The sequence below is a fragment of the Pseudomonas sp. AC112 genome, from assembly GCF_979253545.1.
In genome coordinates this window covers 3,346,832-3,368,157 of the sequence record NZ_CEEDCM010000001.1, presented here as the reverse complement: position 1 = coordinate 3,368,157, position 21,326 = coordinate 3,346,832, and the positions used below count along the sequence as shown (strand labels likewise).

The following is a 21,326-nucleotide window of genomic DNA, read 5'->3' as shown; positions in this document are numbered from 1 at the left end:
TAAAAACCTACACATTCGGCTGGCCTCAAATAACAACACCGCCCAGCAAACAGACATCATTCTTGCGGAGCTTTCGATGAACAGCTGGTTCGGTAACATCAGCGTCAACCTCAAACTGGGCCTGGGCTTTGGCCTGGTACTGGTCCTCACGTCTATTCTGGCCCTCACCGGCTGGACCAGCCTGGGCGGCCTGATCGACCGCAGCAACTGGATGAGCGACATCACTCAGCTCAATGCGTCGTTGACCAAGCTACGTATCGTGCGCCTGCAGTACATGCTCGCCAACGGCGATGAAGCCGTGGCCCAGAATGTACAGACCAACCTGGATGCGTTCGCTGCCCAGCAACAGAAGCTGCTCGACAGCTTCAAAAGCCCGGAAAACCTCAAGCTGCTCAACGAGCAAAAGTCCATCATCACCGCTTACCAGCAGTCGCTGAACAAAATGCGCGAGGCCTACCGTAACGGCAATGCCTCGCGCCAGGTGATGGGCGACAAGGCGGATATCGCCAATGCGCAAATCGATGCGCTGGAAGCCAGCGTGAAGCAAATGCCCGACAGCTCGGAGCACCTGGCCCAATTCCAGGCCGTGGCCGACGCCAAGATGCAGTTCCAGTTGGCCCGCTACGAAGTGCGCGGCTACACCGGTAACGTCAACCCGGAGACCGAAGCCCGCGCCGCCGCACAGATTGAAAAAGCCATCGCCGGCTTGAAAGGCCTTAGCACCGTCTTTGGCGCCAGCCAGCAAAGCGCACTGACCGCACTGGAAACGGCCCTGGGTGCCTATCGCAGCGCCGTGCAGAACTACAAGGCAGCCAACGCCAACATCGTCACCGCCCGTGCCGAGATGACCACCCAGGGTGCCGATATCGTCACCATCAGCGACAAGCTGTACGAGATCCAACTGACTCGCCGCGACGCCGAAAGCGCCCAGGCCCGTAGCCTGCAGTTGATCAGCACATTGCTGGCCCTGCTGGTGGGCATCATCGCAGCATGGGTCATCACCCGCCAGATCACCCGCCCGATCCAGGAAACACTGGCGGTGGTGGAGCGCATTGCCTCCGGCGACTTGAGCCACAACATCCAGGTCACTCGTCGCGATGAACTGGGCGTGTTGCAACAAGGTATCCAGCGCATGGGCACCACCTTGCGTGAGTTGATCAGCGGTATTCGTGACGGCGTGACACAGATCGCCAGCGCCGCCGAAGAACTGTCGGCCGTGACCGAGCAGACCAGCGCCGGCGTAAACAGTCAGAAGATCGAGACCGACCAGGTCGCCACCGCGATGCACGAAATGACTGCCACCGTGCAGGAAGTGGCGCGCAACGCGGAGCAAGCTTCCCAGGCCGCCGCCGATGCCGATGGCCAAGCCCGCGCAGGCGACAAGGTGGTGGCCGAGGCCATCGCCCAGATCGAGCGTCTGGCCGCTGAAGTGGCGCGTTCCACCGACGCCATGACCCACCTGCAGCAAGAGAGCAACAAGATCGGCAGCGTGATGGACGTGATCAAGGCCGTCGCCGAACAGACCAACCTGCTGGCCCTCAACGCGGCGATCGAAGCCGCGCGGGCTGGTGAAGCCGGGCGTGGGTTTGCCGTGGTCGCCGACGAAGTGCGCGGCCTGGCCCAGCGTACGCAAAAATCCACCGAGGAAATCGAAGGCCTGGTCGCCGGTTTGCAGAACGGCACCCAACAAGTGGCCAACGTGATGAACAACAGCCGCAGCCTCACCGACAGCAGTGTCGAGCTGACGCGCAAGGCCGGTGTGTCACTGGAGAACATCACCCGTACGGTGTCGAATATCCAGTCGATGAACCAGCAGATTGCCGCCGCCGCCGAGCAGCAAAGCGCCGTGGCTGAAGAGATCAGCCGCAGCATTGTGAATGTGCGGGATGTGTCGGAGCAGACCGCTACGGCAAGTGACGAGACGGCCAAGTCGAGTGTGGAACTGGCGCGGTTGGGTAGCCAGTTGCAGCAGATGGTCAGTCATTTCCGGGTGTAATAAAACGCCTGAAAACCCTTCATGTCGGTTATCGTTCGGTCTTGCGTGGTGACATGACCAGCGTTAATATCGGCTTGCAGGTCGAATGCGTCCTTTGAGATCGCAACCCCAGCCACTAACTGGGTTTGCAAAAAAAACCGCCCTACTAAGGCGGTTTTTTATTGCCTGCGATTTACCCCTCAGCCCTCGCCTTCCTCAACAAACACCACCCGATTCCCAAACGGGTCCTTGATGCTCATCTCCCGCGAGCCCCATGGCGTTTCCTCAACCCCAGGCTTGGCATACCGGTAATCCTTGCCTACCAATTGCTGCTGGTAAGCGTCCACACCCTGAGCCTGAATCCGCACCGCTGCGCCTGGAGATGCGTCACCATGATGCTCGGTCAGATGCAACACACACTCACCCAACGACACCTGCAAATACAACGGAAAATTCGCCTCAAAACGATGCTGCCAATCCACCTTGAACCCCAGGAAGTCGACGTAGAATTCCAAGGCCTTGGCCTCGTCGAAGATCCGCAAGATGGGGGTGACTTTTCCTAAGTACATGGCAACCGCTCCGTCTAAATAAGCGTCCACTATAGAGACGAAAACCCCCGACGCAAATCCCCACTGCGCGCCAGGAACCGACCCGGCCGCTGACCATTCGCCTGCCCGTCGCTGTAGCTCAACACCCCGTTGACCCACACCCCATCGATGCCCTCGGCCGCGCGTTGCGGTTCCTTGAAATCCGCCACATCGCGCACGCGCAGCGGGTCGAACAACACCAGGTCGGCCCAGTGCCCTTCGCGGATTTCACCCCGCTCCGCCAGGCCAAAACGCGCGGCAGAAAGGCCTGTCATCTTGTGTACGGCGGTATGCAATGGGAACAGCCCGACATCGCGGCTGAAATGCCCCAATACCCGTGGAAATGCACCCCACAAACGTGGATGTGGAAACGGGTCCTCGGGCAACCCATCCGACCCGACCATCGACAACGGATGCGCCAGGATCCGTCGCACATCCGCTTCATCCATCCCGTAGTACACCGCCCCTGCCGGTTGTAGCCGGCGTGCGGCGTCCATCAACGAAACATCCCACTCAGCGGCAATATCCTGCAAATCGCGCCCGCCCATTGCCGGGTGCGGCGTCGACCAGGTGATGGTGATACGAAACGCATCAGTCACCTGCTTGAGGTCCAGGGTCGAAGAACTTGCGGCATAGGGGTAGCAATCACAGCCTACCGGATGGGTCTTCGCCGCCAGTTCCAACGACGCCAACAGCTGCGGACTGCGCCCCCAATTGCCGGCGCCGGCACATTTGAGGTGGGAAATGATCACCGGCGCCTTGGCATGCCGGCCGATCAGGAACGCCTCGTCCATCGCCTCCAGCACCGGCTCGAATTCACTGCGCAAGTGGGTGGTGTACACCGCACCGAACGCGGTGAGTGCCTCACTCAGTTGCAGCACCTCGTCGGTCTCGGCGTTGAATGCACTGGCGTAGGCCAGGCCTGTGGATAAACCGAGGGCGCCGGCTTCGAGGCTCTCGCGCAACTGCGCGCGCATGGCGGCGATTTCATCCGCCGAGGCGGTGCGGTGCAGGTCGTCCATATGGTTGCTGCGCAACGCGGTATGGCCGATCAACGCCGCGACGTTCACCGCCGGATGCGCGTTCTCCACCGCCGCACGGTAATCGGCAAACCGCGGGTAACTGAACGCCTCACGCGTGCCCAACAGGTTCATCGGGTCTGGCGGATCACTGCGCAAACTCACCGGCGACGCACTGATGCCGCAGTTGCCGACAATCACCGTGGTCACGCCCTGGCTGAGCTTGGGCAGCATCTGCGGATGGCGGATCACCACCGTGTCATCGTGGGTGTGCACGTCGATAAAACCCGGCGCCAGCACGCGCCCCGCCGCTTCGACGTCATGCTCGGCGACCGCCGCCGACAAATCGCCAATCGTCGCGATGCGCCCGTCGCGCAATCCCACATCGGCCACATAGCCCGGGGTGTTGCTGCCATCAATGATCAGCGCCTGGCGTATCAGCGTGTCGTACTTCATATCAGTCTCCAAGCGGCAGGCTGTCTGGGCCTCCGCGATAATCGTCCAGGGCCAGCTTGATGCGGCGCAGGCGTTCCTGGTTGTCGTCCGGCAGGGCCAACGCCAGCTCAGTGGCGAGCAGGTCGATGGCCAGCAGCATGCCGTAGCGGGCCGCCGTGGGTTTGTAGATAAAACTGGTTTCGGCCGGTTGCAGGGGCAGCAGTACATCCGCCAACTGCGCCAAGGGCGAATCCGCCAGGGTGATGGCGACAATGCGTGCGTCGTAATTGCGCGCCAGCTCCACCACGTCCAGCAGCTCCGGGGTCAGGCCGGTCAACGAACACACGATCAGCGCATGCTCCGGCCCCAAGGTGGCGGCCGTGACACGCATCATCACCGGGTCATGACTGGCAGCAATCGGATAGCCCAGGCGTACCAGGCGCACCTGCAGCTCGTCGCTGCACAGGCTCGATGGGCCGCCCATGCCGAATGCGTGGATCATCCGCGCCTTGCCCAACAGGTTGACCGCATCGATGAAGCTCGCCTGGTTGAACCCCGACAAGTGTTGGCGCAACGTCGCTTCGATATCCCCCAGGATCTGCCGATGAAACGCCGACTGCTCCGGCAACCCTGAAGGGTCGAGGAAGCGACTGCCCACCCCACTCGCCTGGGCCAATTGCAGGCGCAGGTCGCGCAAGTCCCGGCAACCGACACTGCGCGCGAACCGCGACAAGGTGGCCGTGCTGACCTCGGCCCGTTGGGACAATTCTTCCAGGCTGGCCGACGCGGCAAAGCCCACGTCATCAAGCATCAGCTTGGCGATACGCCCTTCGCCAGCGCTGAACGAGTCCTGGCGGGCGCGGATCTGGTAGAGGATGTCCATGGGGTCTCCGGGTTACAAAATGAGGCTCATAAAACAAGAGACAGGCCGTAGGTGAGACCGAAGGCCACCACAGAAATCAAAGTCTCCAGCACGGTCCAGGTCTTGAAGGTCTGGATCACCGTCATATTGAAGTATTCCTTGATCAGCCAGAAGCCGCCGTCATTGACGTGGGAAAAGATCACCGAGCCCGCACCGGTGGCCAGCACCAGCAATTCGGGGTGTGGATAACCCAGGCCCATAGCGACCGGCGCCACCACGCCGGACGCGGTGGTCATGGCAACGGTCGCCGAACCCGTGGCAATACGCATCAACGCGGCAAACAGCCAACCCATCACCAGTGGCGACAAGTGGAACGCGTGGGCCAGGCCCAGAATTTCGTTAGTCACACCGGCGTCCACCAGGATCCGGTTCAAGCCGCCCCCCGCCCCCACCAGCAAGGTGATGCTCGCGGTCGGCGCCAGGCATTCATTGGTGAACTTGAGGATCGACTCGCGGTTGAAGCCCTGCGCGATCCCCAAGGTCCAGAAGCTCACCAGTGTCGCCACCAGCAGCGCAATCACCGAGTTGCCAATAAACAGCAGGAACTGGTTGAAACCGGTACCGGGCGTGGAGATCACGTTGGCCCAACCGCCGATCATCATCAGCACCACCGGCAACAGGATGGTGCCCATGGTCAGTGTGAAACTTGGCAAGCGTGTACGCGGTTCGCGCTCGATGAACTGGCGCTCCAGCGGGTTCTCCGCCGGCAGGTGAATGCGCGGCACGATGAATTTGGCATAGACCGGGCCGGCAATGATCGCCGTAGGAATGCCGATCAGAATCGCATACAGCACGGTCTGCCCCACCGACGCGTTATACGCCAGCACCGCCATCATTGCCGCCGGGTGCGGTGGCACCAGCGCATGCACCACCGACAGACCGGCGACCATCGGCAAACCGACCATCAGGATCGACACGCCCACCCGCCGTGCCACGGTAAACGCGATCGGCACCAGCAACACAAAACCGACTTCGAAAAACAGCGGCAGCCCCACCAGGAAGGCAATGCACACCATGGCCCAGTGCGCGTTGCGCTCGCCAAACCGATTGATCAAGGTGCGCGCCACCTGCTCGGCACCGCCGGACTCGGCCATCATCTTGCCCAGCATGGTGCCCAGCGCCACGACCAGGGCGATATGCCCCAGGGTCTTGCCGACACCTGCTTCGTAGGAACCCATGATGGTGTCCGCCGGCATCCCGGCCATCAGCGCCAGGCCGATGGATACCAGGGTGATGACGATAAACGGATTGAGCCGGTAACGTGCAATCAGCACGATCAAAGCAATGATGGCGATGGCAGCGTATGCCAATAGCCCGAAGCCCGGTGATGCGGCCATGCGGTACTCCTCGGAAAGGGTCACGTCGAATTGGTTGTGAAACTCATAAATCATTACCAAGGCGTATTTTCAAATTTTATGAAAGTAATTTTCGCCCTCGGATAAGCGCTGTCGCGCTGGGGTATGCCCGACAGGAGTGGATGAAAATTCGAGGGGTGTTCTTACATGAAGATCAGACGATGCCGGAAACTCAACGGGCGCCATTGAGTCTTAAAATGCGCCCCCACTCATGCCCAGGAAAACCGACCATGATTCGCACCTCCCTTGCCGCCAGCGCCCTGTTTCTAGCCCTGTGTGGCACGGCCTCGGCCGCCGACAACGCCGCCCTGAAAAAATGCATGGACAGCGCCAACACAACCGCCGACATGGTCAGTTGCAACGCCAAGGAAGCCAAGGTGCAGGACGCGCGCCTGAACAGGGCCTACAAGACTGCCCTCGCCGCCCAGGAAGGCGCGCGCAAGCAGAAACTGCAGGACGTTCAGCGCCTGTGGATAAAATACCGTGACGCCAATTGCGGCTTCGCCGGCTCCGCCACCGGCGGCACCATCGACCAGGTCAACGGCTCCGGCTGCGTGCTGGACATGACCCAGACCCGCGCCCAGGAACTCGAAGACCTGGTCGGGCCATAAACGCCCCCTGTAAGAGCCGGCTTGCAGGCGATGGCGATCCCAAAACCGCCATCCCCCCAAGGTCAGTCGTGATGAACCTTGGCCCGCTTGAGCAACTTCTTGCAACGCTCCGACAAATGCAGCACCCGCAGGTGCTTGCCGGCCTTGCTATAACGCTCACGCAGGGTCATCAGCGCAGCAATTGCTGAGTAATCGACAAAGCTCAGGTGACGGCAATCCAGCGTCACCTGGGCCGGGTCGCTGGCCGGGTCGAATTGATTCAAAAACGGCGTGGTCGAAGCGAAGAACAGGGTGCCATGCAGGCGGTAAAGCTTGCTGCCATCGGCCTCCATATGCTCATCCGCATACAGCTCCCGCGCTTGTTGCCAGGCGAAATTCAGCGCTGCAATCACGATCCCGCACAGCACTGCGGTGGCCAGGTCGGTGAACACGGTGATGACCGTCACCGCTATGATCACCAGCACGTCATTGAGCGGCACCTTGTTGATCACCCGCAGCGACGCCCAGGCGAAGGTCTGCTGTGACACCACAAACATCACGCCCACCAGCGCCGCCAGCGGAATCCGCTCGATCAACGGCGACAGGAACAAAATGAACAACAGGATCATCACCCCGGCGAACACCCCGGAGAAACGCCCACGCCCGCCGGAACTGAGGTTGATCACGGTCTGCCCGATCATCGCGCAGCCGCCCATGCCGCCGAACAGGCCCGAGACCATGTTCGCGGCACCCAGCGCCACGCTTTCGCGGTCGGGGTAGCCACGGCTCTCGGTGATTTCATCGGTGAGGTTGAGCGTCAGCAGGGTTTCCAGCAGGCCGACCATCGCCATCAGGAACGCGTAGGGGGCGATGATGCCCAGGGTTTCCAGGGTCCATGGAACCTGCGGCAGCGCGAAGGTCGGCAGGCCGCCGGCGATGTGGGCCATGTCGCCCAGCGTGCGAGTGGGCAGGCCGAGCAGGTACACCGCCAGGCCCACGCCGAGGATCGCCACCAATGCAGGCGGCACGGCGCGGGTGATGCGTGGCAGCAGGTAGACGATGGCCATGGTCACCAACACCAACCCGGTCATCACGTACAGCGGCGTGCCGCGGAGCCAGTGTTCACCGTTCTTGAAATGCTCCAACTGCGCCAGGGCAATGATGATCGCCAGGCCATTCACGAACCCTAGCATTACCGGGTGCGGCACCATGCGCACCAGCTTGCCCAGGCGCAGCAGGCCGAAGGCGACCATGATCAGCCCCCCCAGCAACACCGTGGCTAGCAGGTATTCCACACCGTGTTGCACCACCAGCGCCACGATCACCACCGCCATCGAGCCGGCCGCACCGGACACCATGCCGGGTCTGCCGCCGAACAATGCCGTAAGGGTGCAGATGATAAAGGCGCCATAGAGCCCCATCAGCGGATTAAGGTGGGCCACCAGGGCAAAAGCGATGCATTCGGGCAGCAGCGCAAAAGACGTGGTGAGGCCGGCCAGGGCATCGGCGCGCAGACGGGTGAGATTCATGAGGTACCAGGGCATTGCGGGGGATAAGGCGGGGAATGGTACGGAATTGAGGGGAATGGGGCTAGTCTCGAAGACCGTATCGTCCCCTTCGCGAGCAAGCCCGCGCCCACATTTCACCGAGTTCCAGCTTTGGAATGCAGTCAGTGTGGGAGCGGCGGTGCGACGATTCGACTTGCTCGCGAAAGAAGCGCCCCGGTATCAAGCGAACATCACACCATCTCGTGGCGTATCCACTCCACCACCGACGTACGCTTCGGCGCCCAGCCCAGCAACTCACGGGCATGCTTGCCACGCACCCGGCTGTTGGAGCCCAGGCCATAGTTGGCCATTTCATAGCCCCACTCGGCTTCAGCATCGGCCAATGGCCAATCCTGGGGTTTGCCCAGATCCAGGGCTTCGGCGATGGCGGTGGTCATGTCGATAAACGCCGCCTCGCTGCTTTCCACAAAGTAGAAGGTGCCCGGAACGTTTTTGGTCAGTGCCAGCAGGTACAGCGCCACCACGTCTTCAATGTGCACGTTGGACCAGATGTTCTGCCCGGTGCCCACATGGCGCACTACGCCGCTTTTGCGTGCTTGTTTGAGCAGACGCGGCAATTGCACGCTGTCGCGCTTCACACCCAGGCTGTGGCCGTAGATCAGGGTGTTGCAGATCACCGCCGAGTTCACGCCTTCTTTGGCGGCCGCCAGGATCAGGTTGTCGATGGCCACGCGGGCGGCCTTGTCGACCGTCGGCTCCGGCAAATTGTCTTCGAAATAGATGACATCGCTGGCCTTGCCACCCGACGCATCACCGACAATGCTCGAACCACTGGTGTGCAGGAACGGCTTGTTCGAGCCCTTCAAGGCCGCCAACAAGGTTTCCACGGCAGCGCGATGGTCGCTGCTCGCGGCGTTGATCACTGCATCGGCCTCGTGCGCCTGCTCGGTCAATACAGTGGTGTCATCCAGAGTGCCGATCACTGGGACGATGCCCAGCGCAGTCATTTCAGCCGCTTGCTCGGCGCTGCGCACCAGGCCGGTCACGGTGTGGCCAGCCTTGACCAGGCCAGTGGCGATGGAACCGCCGATAAAACCTGCGGCGCCGGTTACGAATACGTTCATGGAGAGTGCTCCTGACTGGGTAAGTGATGGGCCCAGTATCAAGGGCTCACCCTTGACGAATAAGCCCCTGTTGCCCAATTGACTCTTGCGCCAAAGTCACGAATCAGCAGGCATACCGCGCCAGCTTGGCCTGGATAAAGTCCAGGAAGCACTGGATACGCAACGCCAACTGCGAGTTGCGATAGAACACCGCGTGGATCGGCTGGCGATAACCACTGTTGAACGCCTCCAGCACTGGCACCAGGCGACCGGCGTCGATATCGTCGATGGTCATGAAGTTCGACAGGCAGCAGATGCCCTGCCCCTCCAGCGCCAACTGGCGTACGGTTTCGCCACTGGACGCCGCCACGCTGGGCTGGATCAGCCAGCGGTCGCCTTCCACATGGCGCAGCGGCCAGTGGTTGAGGTTTTCGGTCTGGGTGAACCCCAGCAAGGTGTGGTCCGCCAACTCGGCCACTGTGGTCGGCGTGCCGTACTGCTTGAGGTACCCAGGGCTGGCGAGGATATGCAACGGCGTACAACCGAGCGAGCGCGCGTGCAGGGTGGAGTCGGCCAGGGCGCCGATGCGAATGGCGATGTCGGTGCTCTGTTCCAGCAGGTCGATGATCAAGTCATCGCTGTTCAGCTCCAGCTGGATGTCCGGGTAGAGGCTGCGAAACTCGGCGATGTACGGCACGATCCCATGCAGCATGAACGGCACGGCCGCGTTGATGCGCAGGCGCCCCGCCGGTTTTTTCTGGCGTGACGACAGGCGCTCTTCCAACTCGTCCATCTGCGCCAGGATCACCTTGGCCTGTTCGAAGAAGTACTTGCCCTCCTCGGTCAGGTCCATGCGCCGCGTGGTGCGGTTAATCAGCGTGGTGTCGAGCTTGGCTTCCAGGCGCGACAAGGTGCGACTGACCGCCGAGGGCGTCTGCCCGACCTGCTCTGCGGCAGCGGAAATCGAACCGCATTCAATCACGCTGACGAAGATCTGTAGCTCATCGGATCGGGCTTTCACAGGCGCTCCTCGTTATCGGTTCACAGCAGCTTACACCGAGAAATTGAACACCTGCGCCAGATGCTGCTCGTAGCGTGCTACGTCAGCCTCGATCGCCGGGCGCTTCATCACGTCCACGCACAAGAAGGTCGGCAGGCCGGTCATGCCAAGGAATTCGTTGGCCTTGTGGAACGGGAAATACACCGCGTCCACGCCCTTGGCTTCGAAGAAGTCGGTCGGGTCGTCGAACGCTTGCTGCGGCGCGTTCCAGGTCAGCGAGAGCATGTATTGCTTACCCTGGATCAGGCCGCCGCTGCCGTATTTCTGCGACGAGTCGGAGCGCGTGCGGCCGTCGCTGGCGTACAGGCTGCCGTGGCCTTCGGTAAAGACTTCGTCGATGTATTTCTTGACGATCCACGGCGCGCCCATCCACCAGCCGGGCATCTGGTAGATGATCACGTCGGCCCAGAGGAATTTTGCGACTTCTTCGGCCACGTCGTAGCCTTCGTCAATGTGGGTGACTTTGACGTCGAGGCCGGCGCGGTCCAGCACGGCCACGGCGGCATCATGCAGGGTGGTGTTGTAGCGGCCATCGGAGTGAGCGAATTTTTTGCCGCCGTTGAGCAGGAGGATTTTTTTCATGGGAGGGCATCCAGAAGGGTTAAAAATGTCTGCCGGCAGGCTATCGACATTGGCCCTTCGGAATAAGCGGCGGCACGGCAAAATACATTTGACCGTAACGCAAGAATGCCCTATCCATTATTAACCGCTGATCAGCAGATGCGCGCCCAACAAGGCCATGCCGACGAAAAATACGCGCTTGAACAACACGGCACTGATGCGCTGACGCACCGCCTGGCCCAGCCACATGCCCAGCAGTGCCGGCACCAGCGCCAGCAGTGACGCGTTGATTTCACCCCCACCGAGGGTGCCGCGCCAGGCCAGCCCCGCCGCCAAGGCCAGGGTGGAAGCCGTGAACGACAACCCCAGCGCCTGTACCAACTGATCACGGTTCAGGCCCAGGGCCTGCAGATAGGGCACGGCAGGAATCACGAACACACCGGTCGCTGAAGTGATGACTCCCGTGATGACCCCACACAGAGGGCCCAGCCAACGTTCAGTCTCAGGGTTTACCTTGAGTGTCGGCAGGAACAATCCGCTCAGCGCATATCCCAGCAAAGCACCGCCCAACGCATGGCCCACCCAGCTTCCCCCGCTCATGCCCAGCCACAGCGTGCCAAACCCGGTGCCGAGGAAGATCAGCAGCAGCATCGGCCACAGGCGTTTGAGCAGTGCACTCAGATGCCCACCGAACGCCAATTGCCACAGGTTGGTGATCGTGGAAGGGATGATCAGCAACGCCGCAGCCTGCGCCGGTAACATAGCCAGGCCGAGCAAACCCATGGAGACTGTCGGCAAGCCCAGGCCGATCACACCCTTGACGGTGCCGGCCAGCACGAAGGTGCCAATCACCAGCAGGGTCAGGGCGGGGCCGATTTGTTGGTAGAACGCGAGGAAGGTATTCATGGGGGGATTGTGCGGCTTTTCGATGAAGGCTGAAATTCGCCATATACTGAGGCAGCCTCTTGTTTTTTGAGAGGCTGATGCCGCCTTAGCGAGCAAGCCCGCTCCCACATTTGAAATGCGTTCCAAGTGTGGGAGCGGGCTTGCTCGCGAAGGGGCCAGTCCAGCCACCCGAGAACCCCGGCATGCACTTTGACCTGATCGACCTGCGCCTTTATCTCCACATCCTCGATACCGGCAACATCACCGCCGGCGCCGGGCGCAGCCATCTGTCCCTGGCCGCCGCGAGTGCGCGTATCCGGGCGATGGAGGCTTCGCTGGGTATCGATTTCCTGGAGCGTAACCGTCGAGGTGTCACCCCAACACCCGCCGGCAAAGCCCTGGCCCGCCACGCACGCCTGTTACTGCAACAGGCCGAGCACCTGCAGCAGGACTTGGCGGAATACGCCAACGGCGTCAAAGGCCAGGTGCGCCTGCTGTGCAATACCACCGCCCTGAGTGAATACCTGCCGGAACTGCTGGCGGACTTTCTGTGCGAGCACCCCAATCTCGATATCGACCTGCAGGAGCTGCCCAGCCTGCGCATCACCCAGGCCTTGCGCCAGGGTACGGCGGACCTTGGGATCATTTCCGACGCCGTAGACACCCACGGCCTGCAGACCCTGGCGTTTCGCGATGACCCGCTGGTGCTGATCTCACCGCAGGATCATCCGTTCACCGAAGGGAGTTTTGTCGACAGCTTGCAATACGACTTTGTCGGCCTCGCCCCCCACAGCGCATTGACGGTGTATCTCGAAGAACAGGCATTGCACGCTGGTTTTCGCCTGCAAACACGCATCCGTGCCGAAGGCTTTGATGGGGTGATTCGCATGGTCGCCCGCGGCGCTGGCCTGGGCATCGTGCCCCAAGCCGCGCTGGAGCGCTGGCCCTTGGAACGCAGCTTCAAGGCCCACCCCCTGCAAGAAGAGTGGGCCCGCCGAATGCTGCTGCTCTGCGCGCGCTCGTTCGAGCAATTGCCCGGTTACGCCAGGGCCTTGTTCGACGCCTTGGCCCTGCCCTTGCGGAAGAACCCGTAATACACCGCCGACAGAATCAGCAGGAACGGCACACCAAACACCAAGGTCATCTTGAACGCCTCGGTGAAATACGTGGTGATCATCACCGCGCCCATCAGCACCAGGCCCAGCAGCGTGCTGTAGGGAAACAGCCGCAGTTGGAACGACAGCTTCGGCCCACCATGACGCTTGCGGTAGCGACGGAAAAACAGGTGGGTGAGGAAGATCATGAACCAGGTGAAGATCGCGCCAAACATCGAGATCGCCATCATCAGGGTGAACGAGCTTTCCGGGTACACCACGTTCAGCAACGTCGCCAGGGCAATACCCGAGCTGGACAGCAGCAACGCGTTCAGCGGAATACCACTCTTGCTCAACGCACCCATGGATTTGGGGGCAAAGCCGGCGCGGGACAGGCTGAACATCATGCGGGTAGTGATGTAGAGCTGGCTGTTCATCGCCGACAGCGCCGCGATCAGGATCACAAAGTTCATCACCCCGGTGGCCCCCGGAATGCCGATGGTCTGCATCACCGTCACGAACGGGCTCTGGGTTTGCCCGGCCTGGTTCCACGGCACGATGGTCAGCATCAGCGCCAGGGTCAGCAGGTAGAACACAACCAGGCGCACGATGGTGGCGCGGAAGGCTTTCTTCACGGCTTGCTCTGGGTCAGCCGCTTCACCGGCGGCCACGGCAATCATCTCCACGCTCAGGTAGCTGAAGATCGACACGATGACCGCGATCCACATGCCGCTCAGGCCATGGGGGAAAAAGCCGTCGTGGGCGGTATAGTTCTGCACCCCGTACTCCGGGTTGCCGGAACCGAACACCACGTACACGGCGAGGATGATGAAGCCAACGATGGCGCTGATCTTGATCGTCGAAAACCAGTATTCGAAGTTGCCGAAGGTCTTCACGCTGATGGCGTTGAGCAGGATCAGCACGCTGGAAAACGACACGATCCACACCCATTCCGGCACGTTGGCGAACCAGTATTTCATGTACATCGCCACCGCTGTGACCTCGGCGCCCACCGCCAGCACAATCGCCGCCCAATAGGCATAACGCACCAGGAACCCGGCCAGCGGGCTGATGTAGAACTCGGCGTACGCGCCAAAGGAGCCCGAGGTGGAATGGGCCACCGTCATCTCCGCCAGGCAGCCCATCAACAGCAAGGTGATCAATGCGCCAATGGCGTAGCTCACCAAGACGCTGGGCCCGGCATAACCGATGGCGTAGGCGCTGCCCATGAACAGCCCGGTGCCAATGGCGCCGCCGATGGCGATCATGCTCATCTGGCCGGAAGTGAGCTGGCGCCGCAGGCCCAGTTCGCGGTGGGTGATCTCTGCAAAGCCGTTGTCTGGCGTGGTCACGTGGTGTGCCCCTTTATTATTGTGATTGCACAAGAAATTTGCGCCGTCCTTTGTAGGAGCCCGGCTTGCCGGCGATGGCGATCTCAAGGCCGCTATCGCCGGCAAGCCGGGCTCCTACAAGGGAGGGGTCGTTCTTAAGTGACGCTGTTGCGAACTTTGAATTGCGGCTGGTCCCAGGTGTGGTGGTCGAGGATCTCGCCGAGGATTTCTACGGCGTCGAACACCTCGGTAAAGCTGGTGTACAACGGCGTAAAACCAAACCGCATGATGCGCGGCTCACGGTAGTCACCGATCACCCCACGGGCGATCAAGGCCTGGATCACCGCGTAGCCTTCGGGGTGCTCGAAGCTCACATGGCTGCCGCGCTTGGCATGCTCACGCGGGGTGATCAACACCAGCTCGTGGGCCGCACAACGGGCCTCCACCAACGCGATAAACAGGTCGGTCAACGCCAGGGACTTGCTGCGCAAACTCGCCATATCCGTCTGGGCAAAAATCTCCAGCCCACATTCAACCATCGCCAGCGAAGTGATCGGCTGCGTGCCACACAGGTAGCGAGCGATGCCGGCACTCGGTGCATAAGTCGATTCCATGGCGAACTGCCGGGTGTGCCCGAACCAGCCTGACAACGGCTGACGCACCACATCCACCAACGCCGGGTTGACCCACACAAACGCCTGGGAACCCGGGCCGCCGTTGAGGTACTTGTAGGTGCAGCCGATCGCATAATCGGCGCCCGCCTGATGCAGGTCGATGGGCACCGCGCCGGCCGAATGCGCCAAGTCCCAGATGCTCAGCGCGCCGCACTCATGACTCAGGGCGGTCAGCGCCTGCATGTCGTACATGTAGCCGGTCTTGTAGTTGACGTGGGTGAGCATCACCACCGCCACGTCCTGGTCGATAGCCTGGGGCAGTTCATCCGGGCTGTTCACCAGGCGCAGGGAATAGCCCTGCTGCAGCAGTTCGGCCAGGCCCTCGGCGATGTACAAGTCGGTAGGGAAGTTGCTCGCCTCGCTGACGATCACCTTGCGCCCAGGCTGGCGTTGGCGCTGCACAGTCAACGCGGCGCTGAGTACCTTGAACAGGTTGATGGAGGTGGTATCGGTGATTACCACTTCGTTGTCGCGCGCACCGATCAGCGGGGCCAGGCGGTTGCCCAGGCGCTGAGACAAATCCGCCCAACCGGCGCTGTTCCAGCTGCGAATCAAGCCATTGCCCCACTCTTCGGCAATCACCGCCTGCGCCCGCGCCAACGCCGCCACCGGGCGCGCACCGAGGGAGTTGCCGTCGAGGTAGATCACGCCCCGCGGCAGGGCGAACTGGGTGCGCAAGGGTGCCAGCGGGTCCTGTGCGTCGAGGGCTTGGCAATGGCTTCGAGTGGTCATGGGTTGTCCTGGTTTTTATAGGTAAGAATGGACCAAATAATGAACGAAGTTTTAGAGAATTTTCGTGCAAAGTGGGAGGTAACAGGCTAATTAAGCTGTAGGAAATTCGAATTTAACCTCCAAACACGCGGATTTATTCTAACCATGATTCTTGACGCCACCGACCTGCGCCTCCTGCATTTCCTGCAACAGGATGGCCGCATCAGCAACCAGGAACTGGCGGAAAAAGTCGCGCTGTCGCCGTCCGCGTGCCTGCGCCGTCTGCGCCTGCTGGAGAGTGAAGGGATCATCAGTGGCTACCGCGCCGTGCTGAATGCCGAGCAGCTGGGGATCGAGCTGGAGGCGATCGTCCACCTGTCCTTGCGCCAGGATGTGGAGGATTGGCATGAGACGTTCATCAAGAAGGTGCAGGGCTGGCCAGAAGTGGCCAGCGCCTATGTGATCACCGGCGCCAGCAACTATGTGCTGCGGGTGCAGGCACGCAATCTCAAGCACTTCTCGGACTTTATCGTGAACCACCTGAACCGCACGGCAGGGGTGATGGATATACGCTCGGAGATCGTGTTGCAGAAGATCAAGGATCGCGATGAGGTGCTTGACCTGGTCATCCGCAAATAACCCACCTACCTGTAGGAGCCGGCTTGCCGGCGATCGCGGTGGGTCAGTCAGCTGATACAACACTGATAAACCGCTATCGCCGGCAAGCCGGCTCCTACAATGAGGTGTGTCAGTCTTCGAGGGCGCGCACGCGCTGCATGCGTTTTTGCTCCACCGGCGCATCGGCTGCCTGCAACTCAAAGTCAAAATCGATCTGAGCAAATCGCCCTTCCACGCCAAACTCTCGCGCCAGCTGCGGATCTTCACTGAAGCGAATCTCGGCGATCAACTCATCCCGCGTCGCATAGGCAAAATCATCATGCAGGTACGGGTCATCCGACAGGTTGATCTGCGTGGTCAGGTGCCGATGCCCCGGCGCGGAAATGAAGAAGTGAATGTGCGCCGGCCGCTGCCCGTGGCGTCCCAGTTGATCAAGCAACTGCTGAGTCGGCCCGCTCGGCGGGCAGCCGTAGCCGGATGGCACGATACTGCGGAATCGGTAGTTGCCCTGGGCATCAGTCTCGATGCGTCGGCGCAGGTTGAATTCGGATTGTGTCGGATCGAACCACGAATACGTACCGCCGGTATTGGCCTGCCACACATCCACAATCGCCCCCGCCAGCGGCTTGCCATCGGTACCGCGCACCTGTCCGCGCATGAACAGCGGCACCGCGTCGTCCGTGCCATCGTCCAGCCGCGCCTCGTACTGGCTCAACGGCGCCCCGGCCACATACAGCGGGCCTTCGATGGTGCGCGGGGTGCCACCGGATTTACCGGCCTCTTCATCAGCGGCGTCCATTAACAAGTCCAGGTAATGCTCCAGGCCCAGCCCGGCGGCGAGCAGACCGGCTTCCTGGTTCTTGCCCAACTCGTTGAGGTAGTTGACCGCCTTCCAGAACTCTTCCGGGGTCACTTCCAGGTCTTCGATGATGTTCACGGTGTCGCGCAGGATCCGGTAGATCAGTGCCTTGGTACGCGGGTTGCCACCGTCATTGAGGTTGCCGCTGGCTTCTTCGAGAAACTGTTGGGCGTGGGCAGTCTGGGACAGTCGGATGGACATGGTGCATTCCTCATCTTGTAATTATTGGGTGCATGACAGGCTTAACGGTCGTCCTCATGGATCGACGAAGGGTGCCGGCACAGGGCGTTCACTTCGATGGCCATGTAGGGGAAAAGCGGCAGTTGCATCAGCAGGTCGTGCAGTGCTTGCACGCTCTCTACGTCGAACACGCTGTAGTTGGCGTAGTGCCCGGCAATACGCCATAGGTGGCGCCATTTGCCTTCCTGTTGCAGACGCTGCGCCAAGGCTTTTTCTTCGGCCTTGAGGCCAGCGGCGCGCTCGGGGTTCATGTCGAGTGGCAGGTTCACGGTCATTTTTACGTGGAACAACATGGCAGGTGCCTCTTAGTGTTTGTCACGACGCAAGAACGCCAGGCGCTCTTCATCGATGGCCAGGCCCAGGCCCGGTGCGGTGGAGACATGCAAATGGAAATCGCGGTACACCAGCGGCTCGATGAGGATGTCTTCGGTGAGCAGCAACGGGCCGAACAGTTCGGTGTCCCACGCCAGCGTGTTCAATGTGAGGAAGGCATGCGCGGACGCCAGGGTGCCGATACCGCCCTCCAGCATGGTGCCGCCATACAGGCCGATCCCCGCAGCCTCGGCAATCGCCGCTGTACGCAGCACTGCACGCGGGCCGCCGTTCTTGGCGATCTTGAGGGCGAAAACCGAGGCCGCACCTTCGCGGGCCAGGTTGAACGCATCCTCGACACACTCGATGGACTCATCCGCCATGATCGGCGCCGGGCTCGACAGGTTGAGCCGCGCCATGCCGCCCCGGTTGTTGCGTGAAATGGGCTGCTCGATCAGGTCGATGCCGTTGTCGCCGAGCACCTTGCACGCCCGCAATGCCACCGCCTCGTCCCAGGCCTGGTTGACGTCGACGCGCACACTGGCACGGTCGCCCAGGGCTTTTTTGATCGCGATCACATGGGCCAAGTCGTGGCTGACTTCACCGGCGCCGATCTTCAATTTGAAAATGCGGTGGCGGCGCAGGTCGAGCATTTTTTCGGCTTCGGCAATGTCCTTTTCGGTGTTGCCGCTGGCCAGGGTCCAGGCCACCGGCAAGGCATCGCGCACACGTCCGCCGAGCAGTTCGCTGACCGGCAGATTCAGGCGTTTGCCCAGGGCATCGAGCAAGGCGCTTTCGATCCCGGACTTGGCAAAGGTGTTGCCGCGAATGCTGCGCTCCAGGCGCAACATGGCGGCGTTGATATTGCTCGCGTCTTGGCCAATCAGCAGCGGCGCGAAGTGGCGGTCGATGTTGACCTTGATACTGTCGGGGCTTTCGTTGCCGTAGCTCAGGCCGCCAATGGTGGTGGCCTCGCCAATGCCTTCGATGCCGTCGGCGCAGCGCAGGCGGATGATCACCAAGGTCTGGTTTTGCATCGTGTGCATCGCCAGCTTGTGCGGGCGGATGGTGGGGAGGTCGACGATGATCGTGTCGATCGACTCGATGGCGCAAATCGGCATGGCTATACCCGTTGGGTTCTTTATAGGTTTGAGCCGATTCTGTGCCGTATCTTTCAAGGGTTCCAATATAGAATGGGTCTCGATCAATACCCTGAAGGTATGAAAGGAGCCGTCATGGAACTGCGTCACCTGCGCTATTTCCAGGTGCTGGGGGAGACCCTCAACTTCACCCGCGCTGCCGAACGCCTGCACATCGCCCAGCCGCCGTTGAGCCGGCAGATCCAGCAATTGGAGGATGAGTTGGGCGTGATCCTGCTGGAACGTGGCCGGCCGCTGCGGTTGACCGAGGCCGGGCGATTCTTCTATGAACACGCCAATGTGCTGCTGGAACAACTGAACAAGGTCTGCGACAACACGCGGCGCATCGGCCAGGGCGAGAAGACTTGGCTGGGCATCGGCTTTGCACCATCGACCCTCTACGGCGTGCTGCCGGAACTGATTCGCCGGCTGCGCACCCATGAGGCGCTGGAGTTGGAGCTGGGGTTGTCGGAAATGACCACCTTGCAGCAGGTCGAAGCACTCAAGGCCGGGCGCATCGATGTGGGATTCGGGCGGATTCGCATCGACGACCCGGCCATTGTCCAGCGCGTCTTGGTCGAGGATCGGCTGGTCGCTGTGCTGCCTGCCGGCCATCCGTTGCTGGGCGCGCCTGCCACCCTCGCCCAACTGGCCGCCGAGCCGTTTGTGCTCTACCCCGGCAACCCGCGCCCCAGCTACGCCGACCATGTGATCGCACTGTTCGACGCCCATGGCTTGAGCCTCAAGGTGGCGCAGTGGACCAACGAATTGCAGACCGCCATCGGCCTCGTCGGCGCCGGCATGGGCGTGACGCTGGTGCCCGCGTCGGTGCAGGTGCTGCACCGCGCGGACATCGGCTACACGCCAGTTTTGGAGGCCACGGCGACGTCGCCGATCATTCTGAGCCGGCGGGTAAATGATCAGTCGCCAGGACTGAGTCATTGCCTGCAACTGGTGGAAGAATTGATCCACGCACCTCCCCTGTAGGAGCCCGGCTTGCCGGCGATGGCGATCTTGAAGGCCTCATCGCCGGCAAGCCGGGCTCCTACAGGGAGGTCAGCGTTGGCGGCGCGCATTGTTGCGCTGCAAGGTGTGGCTGGGCGACTCGTCGAACAGCCTGCGGTACTCCGCCGAGAACCGCCCCAGGTGGGTAAAGCCCCAACCCAGGGCGATCTCGGAGATGGTACGGGTAGAGCCGTGTTCGAGGATTTCCTGGCGCACCACGCCCAGCCGGTACTTCTTCAGATAGGCCATGGGCGACAGCGCGAAGTATTTGCGAAAGGCATCGAACAGCTTGAACCGCGACACCCCCGCAGCGGCTTCCAGGTCTTCCAGGTGCACAGCTTCGCGGGCGTTGTCGTGGATGTACTGGCGGGCACGGATCAGGTAGTGCGGCAGCTTCACGCCGAGGACATCGCGCAGTTCTTCGGAGTAGTTGTTCGGCTGGGCCAGGATAAGGCCCTTGATCAGCGAGCTTTCCAGGTCGCGGGTAAAGGCGGCCTGCTCGTACAACTCGCTGCCGTGCTCCAGTTCGGCGATGAAGTAGCGCGCCATGCGCCACCACGCCGCCGAGGCGCCGTCTACCGCGTCCATCACCGATTCAAAGCGCAGCGGCGCATCAATCGGCCGTTGCAGCAAACCTTCCAGTGACTCACTCATGGCCGCCCGCGTGATCACCACCTGCAATTTGCGGCAGTCGCCAGAGATCGCCAGCACCTGATGCTCATTGGGCGAGATGATCACGCCCTGGTCGCGGTTGGAGCTCAGGCGCTCACCGTTCTTGCTCAACTCCTGCTCGCCCACCAGGGGCAGGCTCAGGCTGTAGCTGCTGAAGTGCTCGGCATCTTCGATGTCGATGGTCACGTCAGTGCCGTATTCGATCACGCCCAAGGTGGTGGCGCGCGACTTGAACATATTGGCACTGTGGTGGAAACGCAGGCGCTCGGGCGTGGCGGTGGCCAGGCGATGGGGCCCGCAGATGCCGGACATCCAGCTGCGGGCGCCTTCCAGGTCGAAGCGTTGAATCGTTTGGCTGCTCATCAGGGTGCACCCACGGCGGTTAGGCTGTTGCGCGCTCTGGCGGCGCGTCGTTGTTGTTCGACAGCAAATAATGCGCCACGCCGACGCAATGGCCAGCGGGTGGATAGCAATGGTCGACTAAGTGGATAAGATGCCGACTTTTACGGCCATTGCCCTGCCAGACAGTAGCGCATCCCGTCACCACTGCGCACCGGGTTGGGTATTTGCTGCCCAATTATCCGGCGCAGGTTCCCCCACTAAGCGGATAGCCCGCGCCCTGCCCCGCTGCCTCTAATAAACCACCGATTAGCCCTATCAAAAGGTGCCTC

Annotated in this window: 20 protein-coding genes and 1 pseudogene; 6 read left to right on the top strand and 15 right to left on the bottom strand. The window is 61.5% G+C overall.

Annotated features, from left to right (window positions below; all coding sequences use genetic code 11):
- Nucleotides 1-76: 76 nt before the first annotated feature.
- Together AC0IYN_RS15515 and AC0IYN_RS15510 are read left to right on the top strand one after the other, a co-directional pair.
- Nucleotides 77-1,141: pseudogene (locus tag AC0IYN_RS15515) on the top strand (methyl-accepting chemotaxis protein); the annotation flags it as partial.
- A complete protein-coding gene (locus AC0IYN_RS15510; RefSeq protein WP_371923957.1) occupies nucleotides 1,133-1,996 on the top strand; it encodes a methyl-accepting chemotaxis protein in 864 nt (287 codons plus the stop codon). The pseudogene AC0IYN_RS15515 and the gene AC0IYN_RS15510, both read left to right, overlap by 9 nt.
- A gap of 179 nt (nucleotides 1,997-2,175) precedes the next feature.
- Here the strand turns inward: AC0IYN_RS15510 and AC0IYN_RS15505 are convergent, their stop codons facing one another.
- Genes AC0IYN_RS15505 through AC0IYN_RS15490 form a run of 4 tightly spaced genes read right to left on the bottom strand, consistent with a single transcriptional unit; the run spans nucleotide 2,176 to nucleotide 6,275 of the window.
- On the bottom strand, nucleotides 2,176-2,544 hold the full coding sequence (locus AC0IYN_RS15505; protein ID WP_406598422.1) for a glyoxalase superfamily protein: 369 nt from the start codon (nucleotides 2,542-2,544) through the stop codon (nucleotides 2,176-2,178).
- A gap of 29 nt (nucleotides 2,545-2,573) precedes the next feature.
- Nucleotides 2,574-4,037, bottom strand: coding sequence for an N-acyl-D-amino-acid deacylase family protein (locus AC0IYN_RS15500; protein ID WP_471842210.1), 1,464 nt, complete (start codon nucleotides 4,035-4,037; stop codon nucleotides 2,574-2,576).
- Nucleotide 4,038: 1 nt separating this feature from the next.
- Nucleotides 4,039-4,899 carry a MurR/RpiR family transcriptional regulator gene (locus tag AC0IYN_RS15495; RefSeq protein WP_406598424.1) on the bottom strand — a complete coding sequence of 287 codons (861 nt, stop codon included), beginning with the start codon at nucleotides 4,897-4,899 and terminating at the stop codon, nucleotides 4,039-4,041.
- 26 nt (nucleotides 4,900-4,925) lie between these two features.
- Complete coding sequence (locus AC0IYN_RS15490) at nucleotides 4,926-6,275, bottom strand: GntT/GntP/DsdX family permease (RefSeq protein ID WP_099492621.1); 1,350 nt, start codon at nucleotides 6,273-6,275, stop codon at nucleotides 4,926-4,928.
- A 248-nt stretch (nucleotides 6,276-6,523) separates the two neighbouring features.
- Here AC0IYN_RS15490 and AC0IYN_RS15485 point away from each other — a divergent pair, with 248 nt between their 5' ends.
- On the top strand, nucleotides 6,524-6,904 hold the full coding sequence (locus tag AC0IYN_RS15485) for a lysozyme inhibitor LprI family protein (protein ID WP_406598425.1): 381 nt from the start codon (nucleotides 6,524-6,526) through the stop codon (nucleotides 6,902-6,904).
- A 62-nt stretch (nucleotides 6,905-6,966) separates the two neighbouring features.
- Here the strand turns inward: AC0IYN_RS15485 and AC0IYN_RS15480 are convergent, their stop codons facing one another.
- The 5 genes from AC0IYN_RS15480 to AC0IYN_RS15460 form a co-directional block, all read right to left on the bottom strand.
- Nucleotides 6,967-8,412 (bottom strand): SulP family inorganic anion transporter, encoded by a 1,446-nt coding sequence (locus AC0IYN_RS15480; RefSeq protein ID WP_471842200.1) that lies wholly within the window; start codon nucleotides 8,410-8,412, stop codon nucleotides 6,967-6,969.
- A gap of 209 nt (nucleotides 8,413-8,621) precedes the next feature.
- Nucleotides 8,622-9,515, bottom strand: a complete 894-nt coding sequence (locus AC0IYN_RS15475; protein ID WP_471842196.1) for an NAD-dependent epimerase/dehydratase family protein — start codon at nucleotides 9,513-9,515, stop codon at nucleotides 8,622-8,624.
- Nucleotides 9,516-9,618: 103 nt separating this feature from the next.
- A complete protein-coding gene (locus AC0IYN_RS15470; RefSeq protein WP_458375895.1) occupies nucleotides 9,619-10,515 on the bottom strand; it encodes a LysR substrate-binding domain-containing protein in 897 nt (298 codons plus the stop codon).
- A gap of 30 nt (nucleotides 10,516-10,545) precedes the next feature.
- Complete coding sequence (mdaB, locus tag AC0IYN_RS15465; RefSeq protein ID WP_406598429.1) at nucleotides 10,546-11,136, bottom strand: NADPH:quinone oxidoreductase MdaB; 591 nt, start codon at nucleotides 11,134-11,136, stop codon at nucleotides 10,546-10,548.
- 120 nt (nucleotides 11,137-11,256) lie between these two features.
- The gene (locus tag AC0IYN_RS15460; RefSeq protein ID WP_471842191.1) at nucleotides 11,257-12,021 is read right to left on the bottom strand and encodes a sulfite exporter TauE/SafE family protein; all 765 of its coding nucleotides are present in this window, start codon (nucleotides 12,019-12,021) and stop codon (nucleotides 11,257-11,259) included.
- 182 nt (nucleotides 12,022-12,203) lie between these two features.
- On the opposite strand from AC0IYN_RS15460, the gene AC0IYN_RS15455 reads away from it, so the two are divergent.
- Nucleotides 12,204-13,094, top strand: coding sequence for a LysR substrate-binding domain-containing protein (locus AC0IYN_RS15455; RefSeq protein WP_406598431.1), 891 nt, complete (start codon nucleotides 12,204-12,206; stop codon nucleotides 13,092-13,094).
- Here the strand turns inward: AC0IYN_RS15455 and AC0IYN_RS15450 are convergent.
- Both AC0IYN_RS15450 and kynU read right to left on the bottom strand, forming a co-directional pair.
- A complete protein-coding gene (locus AC0IYN_RS15450) occupies nucleotides 13,040-14,446 on the bottom strand; it encodes an amino acid permease (RefSeq protein ID WP_471842187.1) in 1,407 nt (468 codons plus the stop codon). The genes AC0IYN_RS15455 and AC0IYN_RS15450 overlap by 55 nt on opposite strands.
- A gap of 134 nt (nucleotides 14,447-14,580) precedes the next feature.
- Nucleotides 14,581-15,831 carry a kynureninase gene (kynU, locus tag AC0IYN_RS15445; RefSeq protein WP_457240500.1) on the bottom strand — a complete coding sequence of 417 codons (1,251 nt, stop codon included), beginning with the start codon at nucleotides 15,829-15,831 and terminating at the stop codon, nucleotides 14,581-14,583.
- 144 nt (nucleotides 15,832-15,975) lie between these two features.
- Between kynU and AC0IYN_RS15440 the strand changes: the two genes are divergently transcribed.
- A complete protein-coding gene (locus tag AC0IYN_RS15440; protein ID WP_016974903.1) occupies nucleotides 15,976-16,449 on the top strand; it encodes an Lrp/AsnC family transcriptional regulator in 474 nt (157 codons plus the stop codon).
- Nucleotides 16,450-16,558: 109 nt separating this feature from the next.
- Here AC0IYN_RS15440 and catA read toward each other — a convergent pair whose 3' ends face one another.
- The 3 genes from catA to AC0IYN_RS15425 are packed head-to-tail and all read right to left on the bottom strand — an operon-like array spanning nucleotide 16,559 to nucleotide 18,960.
- Nucleotides 16,559-17,488, bottom strand: coding sequence for a catechol 1,2-dioxygenase (gene catA / locus AC0IYN_RS15435; RefSeq protein WP_471842184.1), 930 nt, complete (start codon nucleotides 17,486-17,488; stop codon nucleotides 16,559-16,561).
- Nucleotides 17,489-17,529: 41 nt separating this feature from the next.
- The gene (gene catC, locus AC0IYN_RS15430; RefSeq protein ID WP_457240496.1) at nucleotides 17,530-17,820 is read right to left on the bottom strand and encodes a muconolactone Delta-isomerase; all 291 of its coding nucleotides are present in this window, start codon (nucleotides 17,818-17,820) and stop codon (nucleotides 17,530-17,532) included.
- A gap of 12 nt (nucleotides 17,821-17,832) precedes the next feature.
- A complete protein-coding gene (locus AC0IYN_RS15425) occupies nucleotides 17,833-18,960 on the bottom strand; it encodes a muconate cycloisomerase family protein (protein ID WP_471842182.1) in 1,128 nt (375 codons plus the stop codon).
- Nucleotides 18,961-19,074: 114 nt separating this feature from the next.
- Here AC0IYN_RS15425 and AC0IYN_RS15420 point away from each other — a divergent pair, with 114 nt between their 5' ends.
- Complete coding sequence (locus AC0IYN_RS15420) at nucleotides 19,075-19,965, top strand: LysR family transcriptional regulator (protein ID WP_471842179.1); 891 nt, start codon at nucleotides 19,075-19,077, stop codon at nucleotides 19,963-19,965.
- A gap of 69 nt (nucleotides 19,966-20,034) precedes the next feature.
- Here the strand turns inward: AC0IYN_RS15420 and AC0IYN_RS15415 are convergent, their stop codons facing one another.
- Nucleotides 20,035-21,018: an AraC family transcriptional regulator gene (locus tag AC0IYN_RS15415; RefSeq protein WP_406599927.1), complete on the bottom strand. Its 984-nt coding sequence runs from the start codon at nucleotides 21,016-21,018 to the stop codon at nucleotides 20,035-20,037.
- Nucleotides 21,019-21,326: the final 308 nt, after the last annotated feature.

Coding starts and splice junctions, on each gene's coding strand:
- AC0IYN_RS15460 (WP_471842191.1), bottom strand. CDS start 12,021: ATGAATACCTTCCTCGCGTTCTACCAACAAATCGGCCCCGCCCTGACC.
- catA (WP_471842184.1), bottom strand. CDS start 17,488: ATGTCCATCCGACTGTCCCAGACTGCCCACGCCCAACAGTTTCTCGAA.
- kynU (WP_457240500.1), bottom strand. CDS start 15,831: ATGACCACTCGAAGCCATTGCCAAGCCCTCGACGCACAGGACCCGCTG.
- AC0IYN_RS15490 (WP_099492621.1), bottom strand. CDS start 6,275: ATGGCCGCATCACCGGGCTTCGGGCTATTGGCATACGCTGCCATCGCC.
- catC (WP_457240496.1), bottom strand. CDS start 17,820: ATGTTGTTCCACGTAAAAATGACCGTGAACCTGCCACTCGACATGAAC.
- AC0IYN_RS15485 (WP_406598425.1), top strand. CDS start 6,524: ATGATTCGCACCTCCCTTGCCGCCAGCGCCCTGTTTCTAGCCCTGTGT.
- AC0IYN_RS15505 (WP_406598422.1), bottom strand. CDS start 2,544: ATGTACTTAGGAAAAGTCACCCCCATCTTGCGGATCTTCGACGAGGCC.
- AC0IYN_RS15495 (WP_406598424.1), bottom strand. CDS start 4,899: ATGGACATCCTCTACCAGATCCGCGCCCGCCAGGACTCGTTCAGCGCT.
- AC0IYN_RS15510 (WP_371923957.1), top strand. CDS start 1,133: ATGGGCACCACCTTGCGTGAGTTGATCAGCGGTATTCGTGACGGCGTG.
- AC0IYN_RS15420 (WP_471842179.1), top strand. CDS start 19,075: ATGGAACTGCGTCACCTGCGCTATTTCCAGGTGCTGGGGGAGACCCTC.
- AC0IYN_RS15455 (WP_406598431.1), top strand. CDS start 12,204: ATGCACTTTGACCTGATCGACCTGCGCCTTTATCTCCACATCCTCGAT.
- AC0IYN_RS15440 (WP_016974903.1), top strand. CDS start 15,976: ATGATTCTTGACGCCACCGACCTGCGCCTCCTGCATTTCCTGCAACAG.
- AC0IYN_RS15480 (WP_471842200.1), bottom strand. CDS start 8,412: ATGAATCTCACCCGTCTGCGCGCCGATGCCCTGGCCGGCCTCACCACG.
- AC0IYN_RS15500 (WP_471842210.1), bottom strand. CDS start 4,037: ATGAAGTACGACACGCTGATACGCCAGGCGCTGATCATTGATGGCAGC.
- mdaB (WP_406598429.1), bottom strand. CDS start 11,136: ATGAAAAAAATCCTCCTGCTCAACGGCGGCAAAAAATTCGCTCACTCC.
- AC0IYN_RS15475 (WP_471842196.1), bottom strand. CDS start 9,515: ATGAACGTATTCGTAACCGGCGCCGCAGGTTTTATCGGCGGTTCCATC.
- AC0IYN_RS15415 (WP_406599927.1), bottom strand. CDS start 21,018: ATGAGCAGCCAAACGATTCAACGCTTCGACCTGGAAGGCGCCCGCAGC.
- AC0IYN_RS15425 (WP_471842182.1), bottom strand. CDS start 18,960: ATGCCGATTTGCGCCATCGAGTCGATCGACACGATCATCGTCGACCTC.